Origin of the sequence: Rhizobium ruizarguesonis, assembly GCF_012349115.1 — a bacterium.
In the GTDB taxonomy this organism is placed as follows: Bacteria; Pseudomonadota; Alphaproteobacteria; order Rhizobiales; family Rhizobiaceae; genus Rhizobium; species Rhizobium ruizarguesonis.
This window is the reverse complement of sequence record NZ_PQIG01000073.1, coordinates 68204-84590: the sequence shown is the minus strand read 5'-3', so window position 1 is coordinate 84590 and position 16387 is coordinate 68204. Positions and strand designations below refer to the sequence as shown.

The 16387-nt window shown below is 62.2% G+C and carries 16 protein-coding genes; 11 read left to right on the top strand and 5 right to left on the bottom strand.

The window, feature by feature from the left end; genetic code table 11:
• Positions 1 to 211 precede the first annotated feature (211 nt).
• The 7 genes from C3Y91_RS14015 to C3Y91_RS13985 all read left to right on the top strand — a co-directional run bounded on the left by C3Y91_RS14015 (position 212) and on the right by C3Y91_RS13985 (position 5107).
• Entirely contained in the window at positions 212 to 619 is a 408-nt protein-coding gene (locus tag C3Y91_RS14015; protein WP_174827027.1) for a hypothetical protein, read from the top strand.
• Between the two features lie 94 nt (positions 620 to 713).
• On the top strand, positions 714 to 941 hold the full coding sequence (locus C3Y91_RS37910) for a hypothetical protein (RefSeq protein WP_018069534.1): 228 nt from the start codon (positions 714 to 716) through the stop codon (positions 939 to 941).
• Positions 938 to 2404 (top strand): TolC family protein, encoded by a 1467-nt coding sequence (locus C3Y91_RS14005; protein ID WP_026170701.1) that lies wholly within the window; start codon positions 938 to 940, stop codon positions 2402 to 2404. The genes C3Y91_RS37910 and C3Y91_RS14005 overlap by 4 nt, the downstream gene beginning before the upstream one ends.
• Positions 2405 to 2417: 13 nt before the next feature.
• On the top strand, positions 2418 to 3764 hold the full coding sequence (locus C3Y91_RS14000) for a multicopper oxidase family protein (RefSeq protein WP_018069536.1): 1347 nt from the start codon (positions 2418 to 2420) through the stop codon (positions 3762 to 3764).
• Positions 3765 to 3798: 34 nt separating this feature from the next.
• On the top strand, positions 3799 to 4278 hold the full coding sequence (locus tag C3Y91_RS13995) for a cupredoxin domain-containing protein (RefSeq protein WP_018069537.1): 480 nt from the start codon (positions 3799 to 3801) through the stop codon (positions 4276 to 4278).
• Positions 4279 to 4301: 23 nt separating this feature from the next.
• Entirely contained in the window at positions 4302 to 4589 is a 288-nt protein-coding gene (locus C3Y91_RS13990; RefSeq protein ID WP_018069538.1) for a copper-binding protein, read from the top strand.
• Between the two features lie 56 nt (positions 4590 to 4645).
• Positions 4646 to 5107, top strand: coding sequence for a DUF411 domain-containing protein (locus C3Y91_RS13985; RefSeq protein ID WP_018069539.1), 462 nt, complete (start codon positions 4646 to 4648; stop codon positions 5105 to 5107).
• Positions 5108 to 5138: 31 nt separating this feature from the next.
• Here C3Y91_RS13985 and C3Y91_RS13980 read toward each other — a convergent pair whose 3' ends face one another.
• From C3Y91_RS13980 to C3Y91_RS13970, 3 genes are all read right to left on the bottom strand, one after another.
• Complete coding sequence (locus C3Y91_RS13980; protein WP_018069540.1) at positions 5139 to 5507, bottom strand: hypothetical protein; 369 nt, start codon at positions 5505 to 5507, stop codon at positions 5139 to 5141.
• Between the two features lie 140 nt (positions 5508 to 5647).
• Complete coding sequence (locus tag C3Y91_RS13975) at positions 5648 to 7156, bottom strand: winged helix-turn-helix domain-containing tetratricopeptide repeat protein (RefSeq protein ID WP_020397382.1); 1509 nt, start codon at positions 7154 to 7156, stop codon at positions 5648 to 5650.
• 168 nt (positions 7157 to 7324) lie between these two features.
• Complete coding sequence (locus C3Y91_RS13970) at positions 7325 to 8236, bottom strand: agmatinase (protein WP_168575463.1); 912 nt, start codon at positions 8234 to 8236, stop codon at positions 7325 to 7327.
• A gap of 215 nt (positions 8237 to 8451) precedes the next feature.
• Between C3Y91_RS13970 and C3Y91_RS13965 the strand changes: the two genes are divergently transcribed.
• The 3 genes from C3Y91_RS13965 (at position 8452) to C3Y91_RS13955 (ending at position 10902) form a co-directional block, all read left to right on the top strand.
• Entirely contained in the window at positions 8452 to 9618 is a 1167-nt protein-coding gene (locus tag C3Y91_RS13965) for an MFS transporter (protein ID WP_018069544.1), read from the top strand.
• Positions 9619 to 9733: 115 nt separating this feature from the next.
• On the top strand, positions 9734 to 10225 hold the full coding sequence (locus C3Y91_RS13960) for a MarR family winged helix-turn-helix transcriptional regulator (protein WP_168575462.1): 492 nt from the start codon (positions 9734 to 9736) through the stop codon (positions 10223 to 10225).
• Entirely contained in the window at positions 10222 to 10902 is a 681-nt protein-coding gene (locus tag C3Y91_RS13955) for a GNAT family N-acetyltransferase (RefSeq protein ID WP_018069546.1), read from the top strand. Before C3Y91_RS13960 ends, C3Y91_RS13955 begins: the two co-directional genes overlap by 4 nt.
• 14 nt (positions 10903 to 10916) lie before the next feature.
• On the opposite strand, the gene C3Y91_RS13950 is transcribed toward C3Y91_RS13955, so the two are convergent.
• The gene (locus C3Y91_RS13950) at positions 10917 to 13763 is read right to left on the bottom strand and encodes a M16 family metallopeptidase (protein ID WP_164568102.1); all 2847 of its coding nucleotides are present in this window, start codon (positions 13761 to 13763) and stop codon (positions 10917 to 10919) included.
• Between the two features lie 300 nt (positions 13764 to 14063).
• On the opposite strand from C3Y91_RS13950, the gene C3Y91_RS13945 reads away from it, so the two are divergent.
• Positions 14064 to 15044 (top strand): substrate-binding domain-containing protein, encoded by a 981-nt coding sequence (locus C3Y91_RS13945; RefSeq protein ID WP_018069548.1) that lies wholly within the window; start codon positions 14064 to 14066, stop codon positions 15042 to 15044.
• A gap of 70 nt (positions 15045 to 15114) precedes the next feature.
• On the opposite strand, the gene C3Y91_RS13940 is transcribed toward C3Y91_RS13945, so the two are convergent.
• Positions 15115 to 16380 carry an ABC transporter substrate-binding protein gene (locus C3Y91_RS13940; RefSeq protein ID WP_018069549.1) on the bottom strand — a complete coding sequence of 422 codons (1266 nt, stop codon included), beginning with the start codon at positions 16378 to 16380 and terminating at the stop codon, positions 15115 to 15117.
• Positions 16381 to 16387: the final 7 nt, after the last annotated feature.

The following is a 16387-nucleotide window of genomic DNA, read 5'->3' as shown; positions in this document are numbered from 1 at the left end:
ACGGATGTTGGAGCGCCTCCTCGCTGACTGGAAACCAGCGCCGGCCCCGACTGCATCGGCAATATCGTCACCGCCCTCGCCCCTCTCCTCACCTTCCGATCGAACCAATTCCGGCTGCCTTGCGTGATGTTCGCCACATAAAGGACCCGAACATCGAGGACAAAGAGGTCGGCAATTGAAATCGAGCTGCTTTGCATGTAGCTCGTTGGGCATGGGCAAGATGTACCGAATCATATTGAGCAAGCTGCTCCTGATGATGCGGCTGGTGATCATCGTATCACTGGCGGGGTACTCGCTGTCGAATGCCAACGCCGCGATGCACGGCTCCTCGTTTCCCAAGCTGGACGTCGTCGCCTCGGACCTGACACCGTCCCACGAGGGCCACGACACGGCGCAGACGGCCCGTCACGACCATTCGCATGGCGACACCTCCAATGATGCCGATGGCGTATCGAAGCTGGTCAAGCAGGAATGCTGCAAGGATTTCTGCGGCGGGCTTGGCATCACTTGTGAAGGTCCCGACGTCGGCGGACCCATCGTGAATTCCATCCGGGAATTTATTGACGACCGGACGACCCTTGGGGAACTTCCGCCTCTCCACCGTCCCCCCAATATCTGAATAGAGACGCGCCCGCTCGATCGGGTCCAGTCGGTCGCCTGCCCCGCATTCGGGCGGGCGCACCGTAGGCTATCTCTTATTCGGAAATTTCATAATGAAACCCTCGCTCTTCGTGGTGGGGCTGCCGCTTCTTGTCGGCAGCTGCGCATCCACGCTTCCTCCCGACGTGGTGGCGTCCCCCGCAGCGGTCGAACAGCCGTCCGCGCGCCCGGCCGCATACCGGTCGCCGATCTCGGGCTACGTCACCAGGCAGCCCGTCGACCCCAAGCCATGGCGTAGACTGAACGATCTGCAGTCTCCAGCGAATGGAGACGCCTCATGATCGAGCCTAGAAGAACAATGGTGGCGCTGATATTCCCGCTGGTGTTGAGCGGCTGCGCCACGGACGCCGACTATTCCAGCAAGGAAGCGGGCTTCACCGCCGTTTTCAACAAGACCGCCACTGTCACGGCGAAAGAGACCGTCTGGATCCAGAACCAGAACCAAGCCCGGTCGGCGGCCGCGCAGGTGAGAAGTCTGCTCGCGCGAAGGAAGACCCTCGACGTCGAAACATCCGTCCAGATCGCGCTGCTCAACAACAAGGGTCTGCAGGCCGCCTACGCCGATCTTGGCGACAGCGCCGCTGACGCCTGGCAGTCGACGATGTTCCTCAACCCGACCGTCTCCATCGGCACGACCGGCATGGGGACGCCGGAGCTGGGGGCGTTCAAGACGATCGAGGGAATGATCACGACGAACATCCTGGCGCTCGCCACGAGGAACAGGGATATCGCGATCGCCGACACTCGCTTTCGGCAGTCGCAACTGACCGCGGCCGTGCAGACGCTTCAGGTCGCCGCCGACACCCGGCGGGCCTGGATCGGCGCGGTCGCGGCCTGGGAGAACGTCGGGCATCTGCAGCGCGCGCAGGAGGCGGCGGACGCCGCTTCCGAGCTCGCGGAGAAGCTGGGCGAGACCGGTGCGATGACCAAGGGCACCCAGGCCCGCGAACATGTGTTCGTTGCTGAACTCGCCGGAGAGACAGCGAAGGCCCGGCTGGCGGCCCGTCTCGCCAAGGAGGAGTTGACGCGGCTGATGGGCCTCTGGGGCACTGACCTGGACTACCAGGTTCCCAACGGCCTGCCCCCGCTACCCAAGTCCGTCGTCAGGCGAGACACCATCGAGGCCGAAGCACTCCGAAATCGGATAGACCTCCAGGTCGCAAAGCTCGAACTCGAAGCCACTGCCAGATCGTATGGCCTGACCGAAGCAACGCGCCATGTCACCGACCTCGAAATCCTGACGGGCTTCGAAACGGAACGGGAAATCGAGGACGACGAGAAGAGGACCAGGACGACCGCTCAGGTCGAACTGGAGTTCGCAATCCCGATCTTCGATACGGGTAAGGCCCGGATGCGCAAGGCTGAAGTGGCATACATGCGGGCGGCGAATCTGCTGGCGGAGAAGGCCGTCAATGTCCGGTCGGAGGCGAGATCGGCATACGAAGCCTACCGCTCGAACTACGATATCGCGCGGCACTACCGCAACGACGTCGTACCGCTGCGCACCAAGGTCGAGGAAGAATCCCTGCTGACCTACAACGGCATGATCTCGAACACCTTCGAGCTGCTCACCGACACCCGTGACAAGATCAACTCCATCCTGCTCTCCGTCAACGCAAAGCGCGACTTCTGGCTGGCCGAAGCCAACCTCGCGCCTGCGATCTACGGCGGCGGCGCGACGAAGGCGTCGGCAGAGACCGAGGTCGCCGCTGCTTCCGAAAGCAGCGCTGGCGGCGGTCATTGAGAAAGGACACACCATGTTCAACAGACGACAACTTTTTGGAGCCAGCGCCACTCTGCTCACCGCAGCCGCCTGGACGAAGACGTCGGCGATGGGCCTGCCCGACGCACCGACAATGGAATCGGCGGACATGCAGCCGCCACTCCACCCGGCCTCCGGTCCGGACTATCAGCCGGTGGTCACCCTCAATGGCTGGACCCTGCCCCACAGGATGAACAACGGCGTCAAGGAGTTTCACCTCGTCGCCGAACCAGTCGAGCGCGAGATGGCAGACGGCATGACCGCCTATCTCTGGGGCTACAACGGACAGTCTCCGGGGCCGACCATCGAGGCGGTCGAAGGCGACCGCGTCCGCATCTTCGTGACGAACAAGCTGCCGGAGCACACCACGATCCACTGGCACGGGATGCTCGTGCCATCGGGCATGGACGGCGTCGGCGGGCTGACGCAGCCGCACATTCCGGTCGGCAAGACCTACGTCTACGAGTTCGACCTCGTGAAATCCGGCACTTTCATGTACCACCCGCATTCCGACGAGATGGTGCAGATGGCCATGGGCATGATGGGCTTCTTCGTCGTCCATCCCAAGGATCCGACGTTCATGCGCGTCGACCGCGACTTTGTCTTCCTGCTCAACGCCTACGACATCGATCCCGGCTCCTATGTGCCGCGGATCATGGAGATGACCGACTTCAACATGTGGTGCTGGAACAGCCGCGTGTTTCCGGACATCAGCCCGCTGGTCGTTTCCAGGAACGACAGGGTGCGGGTGCGGGCCGGCAACCTCACCATGACGAACCATCCGATCCACATGCACGGCTACGATTTCGAAGTGACATGTACCGACGGCGGCTGGGTGCGGCCGGAAGCGCGGTGGCCGGAGGTCAGCATCGACATCCCGGTCGGCGCGATGCGTGCCTACGAGTTCGATGCCAAGTACCTCGGCGACTGGGCGATCCACTGCCACAAGTCGCACCATACGATGAACGCCATGGGTCACGACATCCCGACCTTCATCGGTGCGGACAAGTCGAAGGTCGCCGAGAAGATCAGGAAGCTGCAGCCGGAATACATGCCCATGGGCACCAAAGGAATGGCCGACATGGGCGAAATGGAAATGCCCATCCCCGAGAACACGGTTCCCATGATGACCGGCTGGGGGCCGCATGGTCCGATCGAAATGGGCGGCATGTTCTCGGTCGTGAAGGTCCGCGAGGGCATCTCGGCGGACGACTACTCCGATCCCGGCTGGTACGAAAACCCACCGGGAACACAGGCCTGGGAGTGGACCGGCGAACTACCGGACGCGACCAGGACCAAAGACGCGAAGACGCAAATCACGCCGAAGCCGACAAACGGCTGAGGCCTAAAACTCCCACGTCAAAAAGGATCTACGCATGAAGAACTTTGTAATGGCACTGGCGCTGTTCGCCCTCGCAACCCCTGCCCTGGCTTCCGGCAATCACGCCGGCGGCCACGGTGAAAAAATGGCTGTTGGAGAACCCGGCGACAGGGCCAAGGCGACGCAGACGGTCCGCGTCACGATGAAGGAAACCGAAGACGGGAGGATGATATTCACCCCTGCCGTCTTCAATGTCCGCAAGGGGCAGACAGTCAAGATCGCGATCAAGAATGCCGGAACCGTCGACCACGAATTTGTGCTCGATCAGGAGGACAAGATTCTGGAGCACAAGAAGGTCATGGAGAAGTTCCCCGAGATGGAACATGCCGATGCCAATTCCATCCGCCTTCCGGCCGGTCAATCCGGCGAGATCGTCTGGAAGTTCACCACCGACGGCGAGTTCAAGTTCGCCTGCCTGATCCCCGGCCACTACGAAGCCGGCATGCACGGCGACGTCACCGTCGCTGGGAAATAATCCGCAAAAAAGGAGCCACGAACGTGAAAACTGCCATAATCAAAATCAGCCTAGCCGCCCTGCTCTCTGCCAGCGCGGCCTTCGGTGCTTTCGCCCAGGAATTCACCAAGGGTGTCGTCAACAAGGTAGACGCCAAGGCGAAGAAGGTCACCATCAAGCATGAGGATCTGAAGAACCTCGACATGCCTGCGATGACAATGGTCTTCCGGATCGAAGACTCGGCTCTGCTCGAAAGACTGAAGGAAGGCTCGAACATCGAGTTCGTCGCCGAACGCGTGAATGGCAAGCTGACCGTCACTGAAGTAAAATAGTGGGCTCCTGCCGCCCGGCCCCGATCCGGGCGGCAGGACATCAAGGAGTGGAGACGATGTACAGGAGAAGCTTCATTACAATGGCGGCATCCGCCCTGGCGTTCTTTGGCAGAGGGGCACACGCCGCCGCGCCGGCGAAGATGACGGTCTACAAGGATCCCAGCTGCGGCTGCTGTCATGAATGGTCGAAGGCAATGGCGGCAGCGGGATTTTCGGTCGACGCCCGCGACACCGACGACCTTGCAGCGCTCAAGGCGCGGTTGGGCGTGCCGGCTGACGTGCAGGGATGCCACACCGCCGTCATCGAGAAATACTACCTCGAGGGACACGTGCCGCTCGAGGCCGTCCGACGCCTGTTGCAGGAGCGGCCGCCAGTCCGAGGGCTGGCCGTGCCGGGCATGCCACCTGGCTCCTTGGGAATGGGCGACGATCCGCAGGCGTCCTATGCGGTGTATGCGGTCCCCTCGGGAACCGGCGCGCCATACGTGTTCATGGAGGTTCGTCCCCGGAAGGCCTGATGCCCTCGATCAATCAAGGCCGAGATGCCGCTCAGGAAACTGGAGCAGTGCAGAGCGCTGCCCAGAGATCATGCTTCCAGTCGGTTCCCGACCGCGCCGACACGTCAACCGTATAGTCGGCGGAATTGATCCGCACCATGGCGGGCGAAACGCAGCGCACGCTCGCCTCGTGTCTTCCTCCGTCCCGATAGATCACTGTCCCGCCACCGTCGAATTCCGAGAGTGTGATGACGACGTCGAAATCAAAGGCGGGATCGCGGGCGGGACCGCCCCCGGCCAGACCGAGACTGACCGAGCGGCTGCTGCCGAACGAAGCGGTGTGGAAGACGACATGCCCAGACGCCGCCGACATGGATACGGACTGCACGCAAAGGATCAGAGACAGAAGGACTCGGCGCATTTTCCCCTCCCGTGGTCAATGCATCCTGATCTTATCATATCCGCGGAGGCTCTGCGACGATGCAGAGCCTCCGCGAGCAGGTCTTCCGGTATCGATGACGCGGGAGACGACCGGCCCGCCGTCTTTGAGGCGTGCCGGTGCTACTCGGGAAGACCGGCCTTGCGGTAGCCATCGACGAAATGCGCAAGCGTCCGAGCATCGCGGAATGGCTCGGTCGCAGCCCAGTGGCGGGTTGAAAAACGCGGGTTGGCAACAAGGAACAGTTCGACCTCGGCGCGCGCCTCGTCGAGCCGGCCGAGCTGGGCAAGGCTTGCCGCCAGGAAACGGCGTGAGCTCGTGCGATAGGTCTCGTCGCTGCGCAGCGTCTCGACAGCGGCTTCGTATTGGCCGGCGGCATATTGCGCCTGCCCGAGCGTCAGATAGTACCAACTTGCCGGAAACGGGTTCAGCCGGAACGCCTTGGCGATATGCTCGAGGCCCTCCCCGACCCGCCCGGCCAGGACCGTGATGTCTGATAATGCCGCAAAGGTGTCGGCCTCGTTCGGGTCAAGCTCGATCGCCTTGGCGAATCCCGCATCCGCCTCGGCAAAGCTGCGCTCATAGGCCAGCAGGTAAGCCAGGACCCAGCGACAGCCGGCGTCGTTGGGGTCGATCGCGACGGCCTTGCGCGCCAGCTCCAAAGCAAGGCTTCGGGTGGGTTGCGTTGGTCCGGCTGAATGCACCTCTCCCATCCAGTGGTTCATGGCAAGCCAGCGATAGGCCTCGGCATAGTCGGGATCGAGCGAAATCGCGCGCGTCAGCATCAGATGCGCTTCCCGCGCCGCCTGCGGCGTGTCATCCATCAGCTTGCGCGCCCGCACGCAGAGATCGTAAGCCTCGAGATTTTTGGGCCGGTTTCGCGGCGGCGGTGCGCGCAGCCGGCCGAGCAGCGCCTCGATGATCTTGGCCGTCACCTCATCCTGAACAACAAAGATATCGTCCAGGCTGCGATCGAAGCGTTCCGCCCATAGATGATCGCCACTTGCCGCATCGACCAGCTGAGCGTTGATGCGCACGCGCGCCTCGACGCGTCTTGCGCTGCCCTGCAGCAGGTAGCGCACGCCGAGTTCCTCGGCGATCTCGCGTACATCCCTCGCCTTCCCCTTGTAGGCGAAGGCCGAGTTGCGGGCGATCACGAACAGGCCCGGCATCCTGGAAAGGTCGGTGATCAGGTCTTCGGTCAGCCCGTCCGCGAAGGATTCCTGCTCGGGATCGTTGCTGATATTCACGAAGGGCAGCACTGCTATCGATGGTTTGTCAGGCAGCGGCAAAGCTTTTCGCCTCACGCCGCCAAGCTGGTTGATGGCCCCTGTGAAGCGGTAGCCGACGCGCGGCACCGTGGAGATCCATTCGCCGCCGTCGCCGGCCGGACCGAGCAGCTTGCGCAGCTGCGCGATCTGGACGGTGAGGTTGCCTTCCTCGACCGCCCTGCCCGGCCACGCCGCATCCATCAACTCGGCCTTGCCAAGGATTTCGCCGGGCCGCCCGACGAGTGCGGCAAGCAGCTTTACCCCGCGGTGGCCAACGGCAACGGGATCGTCGTTCCGAAGAAGCGTTCCCGCAGCCGGATCAAGCACGAATGGTCCAAAGGCAAAACGCGATCCCTGCATGAGGCGCATCCTAGAGTCTTTAAAGCTTGGATGGAACTGTTCGTCCGCTTAGGCCGCGTGGCATCGAGGGGTGGCTACTGGCCGGGACGGAGCCTCGTCTGGGCAAGGTCGCCTAGAAGCGAAAACGCATCGCATCATGCACTGCTTGCTGCCAGAGGAAGCAGGGTTTCAATCTTGCCGGACGATGGCGCCGACCGCATTGACCAGAAGGCGCGCGGCGGTCAGGGCCGACAGCCGGTCTATGTCGGCGGGAGGATAGAGCTCGACAAGGTCGAATCCCACGATCCTCGCCCGCCTGCCGAGGCCAGCGATCAGGTCGATCACCTCAGTGTAGGTGAGGCCGCCAGGAGTACGCGCCGCCACGCCCGGCATGATGCTGGGATCGATGCTGTCGCAATCGAGGGTGACGACGACCTGGGCTCTTTCCGGAATATGCTGGAGGGCAGCTTTGACGCCCTCGGCGTGAACCTTGCGAGCGGTCACGAAGCGGCTACCATAGTGCCGAGCCGCCTCGATGTCGGTGGCGCGCGCGCTGCCGACACCACGAAGACCGACTTGCACCATGCCGGCGACATGCGGCATCTCGCTCGCCCGACGCATCGGACTTGAATAGCCGTAGCGCTCGCCATGCACCTCGTCGCGCCAGTCGATATGGGCGTCGATCTGCAGGACCCAGACCGGCCCTTGATCCGCAAAGCCAGCGAGGAAGGGAAAGGTCACGGAACAGTCGCCGCCGACCAGGATCGGTACAGCGGACATTGACAGGACATCGCGCGTCTTCGCCTCGATCCGGGCACGGTTGCCGGCATTGTCATGCAGGGTGGTTGGAATGTCGCCGGCGTCGATGCAGGAGACCGGCCCGCCACCGAACAGCGGCCCTCCGAGATCGAAATCCCAGTGCTCGATAAGCGGGGCATCGTCCTGGCTCGCAGCGCGGATCGCATGAGCGGTCAGGGCGTAGCCGCTGCTGTCCTTGCCGGGATAGGTGCTGCCGTGAGCGGCCGCGAAGATCACCACACGGGGCGAACGCCCATCGGCAAGGTGAGCGGGAAGGCCGAGAAAGGAAGGTGAAGCGGTCATTTCAGATGATCCTGATGATGTCCGGCGGAGTTTTGGTGGTGATGGCTTGCGGTCGGGGCAAAATTTGATGCTGACCTGTTTAGTCCCTTTGGACGTTTTTGAGAACTTTTTGGAAAAACTTAAGTACGACGCTCCCCGCCTCCTGCAGAATTCATCCTCCTTGACGTTGAGGCTTACCCGGACCTTCAACCATACGGTCTGACGAGGACATCTGCATGACTGCCGAAAGCATCACATCACCGCGCGTGGATCGGATCCCCTGGGCAGCAATGGCGGGTATCATCGCGACCGTCACGGTGTTCGCCGTGGCACAGGGGCTGACCTATCCGCTGCTGAGTTTCATCCTAGAGCGGCAGGGAACGACATCGGGCCTGATCGGCTTGTCGGCGGCGATGACGCCGCTGGGTTTCATTATATCAGCGTCGTTCATTCCGGTGCTTTCGCGGCGTGTCGGCGGAGGGCGGCTTGCGATCCTGTGTTCGATCCTGGCCGCCCTCACCCTGTTTGCAATTGCCTGGATGCAGGACGTATGGGCCTGGATGCTGCTGCGCTTCCTGCTCGGCTTCTTCGCCAATCCGCTTTACGTGATCAGCGAGACCTGGCTGATCTCGCTCACGCCGGCGTCACGCCGGGGCCGTATCATGGGCCTCTATTCATCGATCGTTTCGGGTGGGTTCGCCATCGGCCCACTGTCGCTTGGCCTTACCGGCGCCGAGGGTTGGCCGCCCTTCATGATTGGTATGACGGCCTTCCTTTTCTGCGGCCTGATCGTGCTTGCCGTCGCCCCTCGTCTGCCCGGCATGCCTGATGAAGGCGAGGCAACATCGGTCGGCAGTTTCTTCCCACTGGCGCCGCTGCTGTTGTTGGCGGTTTTCACGGCTGCCGCCTTCGAGCAGATCCTGCTTTCCCTATTCGCGGTCTATGGCGCAGCGCTCGGCAGCGCCGAAGAGCACATCGCCTCGCTCATCACCTGCTTCATCGCCGGCAATGCCGTGCTGCAGATTTTGCTCGGGCGCATCGCCGAACGGCTCGGCTCGACGCGGACGATGTTATTCTGCGTCTTGGCTTGCCTGGCCTGTTGCCTGCTGCTGCCGCCGGTCTTCACCACGTGGCTTATCTGGCCGCTGGTTTTCGTCTGGGGCGGGGTCTCGTTCGGGATCTACACCCTGTCGCTGATTCAGCTCGGCGAGCGTTTCACCGGTCAAGCCCTAATCGCCGGTAACGCGGCCTTCGCCTTGGTATGGGGCATCGGCGGCATCGTCGGCTCGCCCGCGACAGGACTGGCGATGCAACTGATCGGACATCAGGGTTTGCCATTGTCCCTTGGCCTGCTCAGCTGCATGCTGGCGGTGTTTCTGACGGTTAGGAAATGGCGGGGCTGATCGAGACATTTGCTCGTGCCGCCCTTCCCCTGACCTCATCTGCCGACCACCTTTGAAGAATTGCCATTTAATCTATAACACGTTATATAACATCCAATACAAATGAGGAGTCGGCATGGTCGAGGATGTGGTCCGGACGCTGGGATTTCTGTGCATGGGCAGCCGGCTGCGGCGCATCGGAGAGAGGCTGCAGGCCGATACGCAGCAGGTCATCGACGAGGCCGGTCTCAGCATCCAGGCGGGCCAATATCCATTCCTTGCGGCGATCGACCGGGCCGGACCGCTGACGATCGGCGAGCTCGCGCAGGCGGTGGGCATCACCCAGCCCGGCGCAACGCGGACCACCGGCCAGCTTCTCGAACTCGGTTACGTCGACATGCAGCTGGCACCGGATGATCAGCGTCGCAGACTGGTCTCGCTGACCGACAAGGGACAGGACCTCATCGATCATTCAAAGAAGGTGATCTGGCCGCGCATCGCCGCCGCCGTTGCCGATCTCTGCGGCGATCTCGACGGACCGATCCTCGAACAGCTGGCCGCCATCGAAGATGGGCTTGCGGCGGCGCCGCTTGCGCGCCGCAGCCCTGCCAAGGAGGAAACACCATGAAACATATCCTCGACCGGCCGATCTGGAGCGCATTGGAGACCGCGCATGCCGATCTTGCCGAAGGCGGCAAGTCCGCGCGGCGATACCCAGTCTCCATCGTCCCCTTCGCGGCGTCCGCCGACGACACGCCGGAGAGCCTCGACGCCCTGGAGAACCTGCCTTCACAGGCGGAGAGCATGATCCTCGTCGAATCAGGTCCGATCGCCATTCCACCGGGTCTTGCCATTGTCACGGAAGCATCGCTGGTCCAGATGGTAGCCGAGCGGCCCCATGAGAGGCTTTCGGATTCCCGCATCCAGCCGCTCACCGAGGCCGATGCCGCCGACATGCTGGCATTGGCGACACTGACCAAACCCGGGCCGTTCACGTTGCGAGCCCAGAGCCTCGGCAGCTTCTGGGGTATCAAGAGTGAAGGCCGCCTGGTGGCGATGGCCGGGCAGCGGATGCGGCAAACAGGCTTCATCGAGCTCAGCGGCCTTTGCACCCATCCCGATTTCCAGGGACGCGGCCTCGGCACCCTGCTCTTCCGTTTCGTTGCCGGCGAGATCGCATCCAGCGGCGACACGGCCTATCTGCATGCCTATGCGGCGAACACATCCGCCATTTCGCTTTACAAGACACACGGCTTCGCGCTTCGGTCGGAGATGAACATGCGCGTGGTCAAACGCCGGTCCTGAGCGGTGCTCACCACCTATCGTACCGCCACCGGCAGCACTTCGAATTTCCAGAATTTTTCGGGGCTGAAATAGGCCGTGGCAAATGCGCGGATATCCCCGGCGGTGACCTTGCCGTAGCCGCTGAGACTATCGCGTATCCGGTCCAAACGACGCGAGTCCTCTTGGGCGTGGTGCAGATATGCGATCCAATATTCGTTGCTCTGCTGCTGATGCTTCAATGTCTCGATGATGGGTTCCCGGGCGCGCGCGAGCTCGTCTTCGGAAACGTCATGCGACCGCAGATCATTGGCGGTCTCGTCGACAAGTGCATAGAAGCGCGCAACCTTTGCCGGGTCGGTCTCGACGTAGAAATATGCGTAGCCGTAGCCGGGAACTTCCCTTGAAAGTTCAACATCGCCCTGCAGGGCATAGCTTGCTCCTTCTGCAATGCGAAACTGGTCGATCAACCTGTTTTGGAAAATCTGGGTGGCAATATTGGCGGTGAAGGACCGCGGCAGATCGGAGAGCAAATCGCCGATGGAAGCCCCCACGGCGGCGGCGGCATTATCTGCCCTACCGCTATGGGTCTGCAAAACGGGTTCCTCGGTCGTTGCCGGAAAATGCACGTCGTCCCGATCGTTGCTCAACGCCGTCTCCGGCCGCGGCGGCAAAGCGCCAAAGGTTTCAGCCGTCAGCCGGATTGCGTCGTCCACGGTTACGTCGCCGACGATGGTGATGTCGATCGGGCCATTGGAAACCATGGGCCGGAACAGCGCCTCGAATTCGTCTGGCTTGGCGGCGGACAACTGCGCGCGGTCGGGGAAGGTCCAGCGCGGGTCGCCGGAATGCACGAGACCTACGAAATCGCGGCTGAAAACGCCGCCGGGCGACGCGTCATACTGATCGAGGCCGCTCAAATAGGCCTGCTGCACACGCTTGAACGCCTCGGGGCGATAGGCGGGATCGGAGGTGTATGCGCTCATCAGCTGCAGCTGCGTCGCTAGATCTTCAGTCCGTGTACGACCGTCGAACCTGAAGGAACTGTCGCCGACCGAGAAGTCGACGCCGACAATGTTGGCCGTCAGCGCTTTCTGTATATCCTGGTAATCCATGGCCTTTACGCCAGACAGCACGACGGCCGGAGAGGCCCAGATCGCGGCGGAACGGTCGTGCGGCAGGTCCAGCCGACCGCGGCCGATATCTTCGCGCACCAGTACTTCGTTGGCACGCAGCCTGGTTGGTTTGACGGTAAGCCGTATGCCGTTGGAAAAGCGCACCATGGTCAAGCCGAGATCTTTAACCGCACGGCGTTCGACCACAGCGCCCGGTTCGCCGAAATGGGTGTAGGGCCAGGCGACGTCAGTTGCACCGGATGGTGCCGAGACGGCAATGGCATTTGAAGCGTCATAGACTTGCCGAACCGTGTCGGCTCCGCCCTCAGGTGATTGGTCCGCCTGTAGCACGACCTGCGGACCGTTGCCGGAGAAAGCACGCTGCAAGGCCCGATTGACCTCGTCCGCCTTGACGCCGTTCGTCATCGTCTCGAACATCGAGAGGTCTTCGGCGGGCGAGGTGAAGACTTGGTCGTCATCGACGCTGCGAGCCAGCATGGAAGCAATGTCGGTGGTCATCCGCGTCGCGGCTCCGGCCGCAGCAGCCTGCAGGGCCGAGCGATATTCGCGGATTTCGCGATCGATCTCCGCCTGCGCAACGCCGAACTCCTGGATCCGGCGCTGTTCCTGGTCAATGGCCATGAGCGCCGCCTGCCATTTGTCCGGCTCCGAATTCGCCGCGATCAGGACGACATGGGCGGAATCGAGGAGATCCTGGGAGCCGACGTCCGCACTGATGAAAGGGGCATCCGCCTTGCTGGCGATGGCGCTCACCCGACGTTTGAGCACCAGAAAACCGAGATCCTCAATAAGCCCAGCGCGGCGCTTGGCGAAGGTGTCAGGCGCGGCGTCATAGGGACGCGTCCAGGCGATCTGTATGCTGGTCATGCCGCCGGGAACGACGATGACCTCGGCGCTTTCGCCCTTCGTCACAAGCGCGCCGAGATCCGCTTTTGTCGGCGCCGGACCCACGGCCTTCCAGTCGCCGAAGCGCTGCCGGATTTCGACTTCCATGGCGGCGGGGTCGATATCGCCCACCACTATCAGCGTTGCCCGATCGGGTCGGTAATTGGCCCGGTAATAATCACGGACGAGGTCCACGGGCGCATTGCTGATGATGTCGGCTTTACCGATCGGCGCGCGCATGGTCGCGCGCTGGCCGGCGAGCAGCGAATTCATGATTCCGAGTGACGCGCGATATTGCGGCATGTCGCGCAGCCGCTCCTCCGACAGGATGACGCCGCGTTCGCGATCAAAGGCGCTGGCATCGAGGGTCAGCTCGCTCGCCGTCTCTCGCATCAGCATCAGGCCCGTCGAAATTGTGTCTGCATCGACCTCGGGCAGATCGAGTGCATAGACGGTCTCGTCATAAGAGGTATGAGCGTTGGTGTCCGGTCCAAAGGCCAAGCCCTTGCGCTGCAAGATACGGATCATCTCCCCTTCGGCGACATGTGTCGAACCCTTGAAGGCCATGTGCTCGAGAACATGCGCCAGACCCTGCTGGTTGTCGTTTTCATCGAGCGAACCGGAGCCAATGCGAAAGCGGATCGCTGCCTGTCCGGGCGGCGTGACATTGCGCATGATCGCAAACCGCATACCGTTGGCGAGCGTGCCAAAATGTATATCGGACTCGGCTTGGATGTCGCTTTGCGTTTGTGGCCAAGACACGGACGGGCCGTCCGCATAAGCTGGCGACGTGAAGTTTGCGACAAGCGAGACCGCCGCAAGAAACAACCACGCCGTGGAGCATTCCATTTTCTTGTGAGACATGCTTGTCCAGGTGATGAGAATGAAGAGGGCAGATGGCGTCAATCCGACTATTCCACAGGTTGCATTTCCCAGCAACGTCCATGTTTGTAATGAACAAGAAGTAGATAACTCTGCCTAGAACAGGATGATTTTAGGCCCGGTCGGCCTAAAATCTGAATCCTGTTCTCAATTAAAGAGTAGAGCATGATGTCGTCCGAAAACCGCTCACACTTTTCGGCATCATGCTCTGGGTGTCAGACCAATGTCATCGAACCCGCCTAAGGGATTGCGCCTCGATGCTGTCACCAGGAGGCGTTTTCGATGGCGACATTGGAGCAGGTCGCGTTCAGGGCAGGATGCTCGCTGGCGACCGCAAGCCGCGTTCTCAACCGCAACGGACCGGCCAGCGATCTGATGGTGCGCAAGGTGCGCCGTGCGGCCGCAGAACTCGGCTATCGCCCGGCCGGCCTGTCTGCCGGGCGGCTCAGGCGCAGGCCCGTGGTCGGCGTGCTGATCCCGAGCATCACCAATCCGGTCTTTGCCTCGTCGCTGTCGAGTATACAGAACCGCATGCTGGTGGCCGGCCATGGCGTCTTGATCGCCCAGTCGAATTACGATCCGGCGCGCGAGGCCGATGCCGTCGCCGCACTTTTGAACGACCGGCCGACCGGGCTGATCCTCACGGTCTGCGATCCCTCGACCAGCGAGGCGCTGCTTGCGAAGCTCCCGCCGACCGTGCTGCTCAATAACTTGCCGACAGCGCAGTTTCCGGCGGCCGTTACCGCCGACAATCGCGGCGCCGGCCGGGAGATCACGACCTTCCTGATCGGCATGGGCCATCGCCGCATTCTGTTTCTCTCCGGCAATTTCGCCGCCTCCGACCGCGCCCACCTTCGCTACCGTGGTTATCTCGATGCCATGGCCGAGAACGGGCTGACACCCCTCGATGCCGTGCAGATCCCCTTTGTCAGCGGCTATGACCAGCTCGATCTTGGCGTCACGATGACTTCGCTGGCGCCAACGGCGATCATCGCCTCCAACGATCTGCTGGCGCTCGGCGTCATCGGTGCACTGAAGCGCGAGGGGCTGTCGGTGCCTGGGGATGTTTCGGTCGCCGGCTTCGACGGCATCGCCATCGGCCGGCTGATCGATCCACCGCTGACGACCATCGAAATGCCGAATGCCAGCATGGGCGCGACGGCTGCCTCGCTGCTGCTCGACATGGCGGAGAATGCCGCGCCCGCCCGCCATCTCGACGTCGCCTATACGCTTCGACGCGGCGGCACGGTGCGCGCCATCTGATGCTTGCAAAACAAGAAGGCCGCCACACGCTCGGCGTGGCGGCCCTGCCCTATCCTCGATGAGCAAGTAATTAGCTGCGCGGCAGCATGTCCTCGACGTCAGCGGCTGCGTCATCGAGTGCTTCCTTCGGTTCGGCCGACTGGTCGACGATGCGCGAGAGGTTGTCGACGATCGTCTGCGTGACCTTGACGCCGTTCGAGCCGGGGAAGGCGTACCACGGGATCATCACCGGCATCTGGCTGAGGCCTGCCTGGAACAGCGGGTTCTGCTTGTAGAAGTCGCCGAGATAATCGGCCGATTTCGCGGCCAGCTCGTTGTTCGGGACATAACCGGTGCCGGGCACGACGACGGAAGCGCCATAGGGACCGGCGGCGAATTTGGCGAACTTCCAGGCGGCATCCTGCTTGGCGGCATCATGCGTCAGGATGACGACGGCGTTGCCGCCGGTCGGCAGATGTCCGTTCGCCGGATCGATCAGCGGGATCTTGGCGGTGCGCAGATCGAACTTGTTGCCGACATTCTTGATCGTGTTGCGCAGCGCGCCTGTTGTCTGGAACTCGAAACCGACCTTGCCGGCTGCGAAAGCCTGTTCGCCGGCGGCCTTGGTGAAAACAGGCATGCCGCCTTCGGTAACCAGGCGATGCAGGACCTCGACGGCCTTCTGGCCTTCCGGGCCGTTGAAGGCGACCTTGCTTTCGTCGTCGCTCAGCATCTTGCCGCCGGCGCCGAAGAGCAGTGCCGAAAACATCCAGTCGTCACCCTGCCAGCGGAAATCGATGCCATCGACGCCATTGCCGAGCGCCTTGATCTTGCCGCCGAGCGCGATGACCTCATCCCAGGTCTTCGGCGGGTTTTCAGGGTCGCCGCCGGCCGCCTTCACGAGATCGGCGTTGTAATACATGATCGGGTTGGAGGTCGCGAAAGCGAGGCCCACTTGCTTGCCCTTGACCTGGGCGAGCTTGAGGATCGTGTCGGAAAAGCCCTGCTCGGCCATGTTGCCGTCCTTCTGGACGAGCGGACCGAGGTCGACGGCGACGTCGCGTTCGTCGAGCATGCGCAGGCGATTGAGGCCGATGAAGGTGATATCGGGCATTTCGCTGGTGCCGACCTGGCGAAGGATCGTCTGGATGCCTTCTTCATAGGTCGCCGACGGGCTGGCGAACTGGATCTTGATATCGGGATTTTCTTCCATGAACTTCTTCGAGATCGTGTCCATCACGTCCTTGAAGAAGCCTGGCATCGGGTAATGAACCGTCAGCGTCGTCTCGGCATGCGCGGGAAGCGCGATTGCCATCGATACGGCCGCTGCGGCGAGAAGCTGGGTGATATGTTTCATCGCTCGT

Coding starts and splice junctions, on each gene's coding strand:
- C3Y91_RS14000 (WP_018069536.1), top strand. CDS start 2,418: ATGTTCAACAGACGACAACTTTTTGGAGCCAGCGCCACTCTGCTCACC.
- C3Y91_RS13955 (WP_018069546.1), top strand. CDS start 10,222: ATGAAACATATCCTCGACCGGCCGATCTGGAGCGCATTGGAGACCGCG.
- C3Y91_RS14005 (WP_026170701.1), top strand. CDS start 938: ATGATCGAGCCTAGAAGAACAATGGTGGCGCTGATATTCCCGCTGGTG.
- C3Y91_RS13945 (WP_018069548.1), top strand. CDS start 14,064: ATGGCGACATTGGAGCAGGTCGCGTTCAGGGCAGGATGCTCGCTGGCG.
- C3Y91_RS13940 (WP_018069549.1), bottom strand. CDS start 16,380: ATGAAACATATCACCCAGCTTCTCGCCGCAGCGGCCGTATCGATGGCA.
- C3Y91_RS13995 (WP_018069537.1), top strand. CDS start 3,799: ATGAAGAACTTTGTAATGGCACTGGCGCTGTTCGCCCTCGCAACCCCT.
- C3Y91_RS13965 (WP_018069544.1), top strand. CDS start 8,452: ATGACTGCCGAAAGCATCACATCACCGCGCGTGGATCGGATCCCCTGG.
- C3Y91_RS13980 (WP_018069540.1), bottom strand. CDS start 5,507: ATGCGCCGAGTCCTTCTGTCTCTGATCCTTTGCGTGCAGTCCGTATCC.
- C3Y91_RS13985 (WP_018069539.1), top strand. CDS start 4,646: ATGTACAGGAGAAGCTTCATTACAATGGCGGCATCCGCCCTGGCGTTC.
- C3Y91_RS14015 (WP_174827027.1), top strand. CDS start 212: ATGGGCAAGATGTACCGAATCATATTGAGCAAGCTGCTCCTGATGATG.
- C3Y91_RS13970 (WP_168575463.1), bottom strand. CDS start 8,236: ATGACCGCTTCACCTTCCTTTCTCGGCCTTCCCGCTCACCTTGCCGAT.
- C3Y91_RS13975 (WP_020397382.1), bottom strand. CDS start 7,156: ATGCAGGGATCGCGTTTTGCCTTTGGACCATTCGTGCTTGATCCGGCT.
- C3Y91_RS13950 (WP_164568102.1), bottom strand. CDS start 13,763: ATGTCTCACAAGAAAATGGAATGCTCCACGGCGTGGTTGTTTCTTGCG.
- C3Y91_RS13960 (WP_168575462.1), top strand. CDS start 9,734: ATGGTCGAGGATGTGGTCCGGACGCTGGGATTTCTGTGCATGGGCAGC.
- C3Y91_RS37910 (WP_018069534.1), top strand. CDS start 714: ATGAAACCCTCGCTCTTCGTGGTGGGGCTGCCGCTTCTTGTCGGCAGC.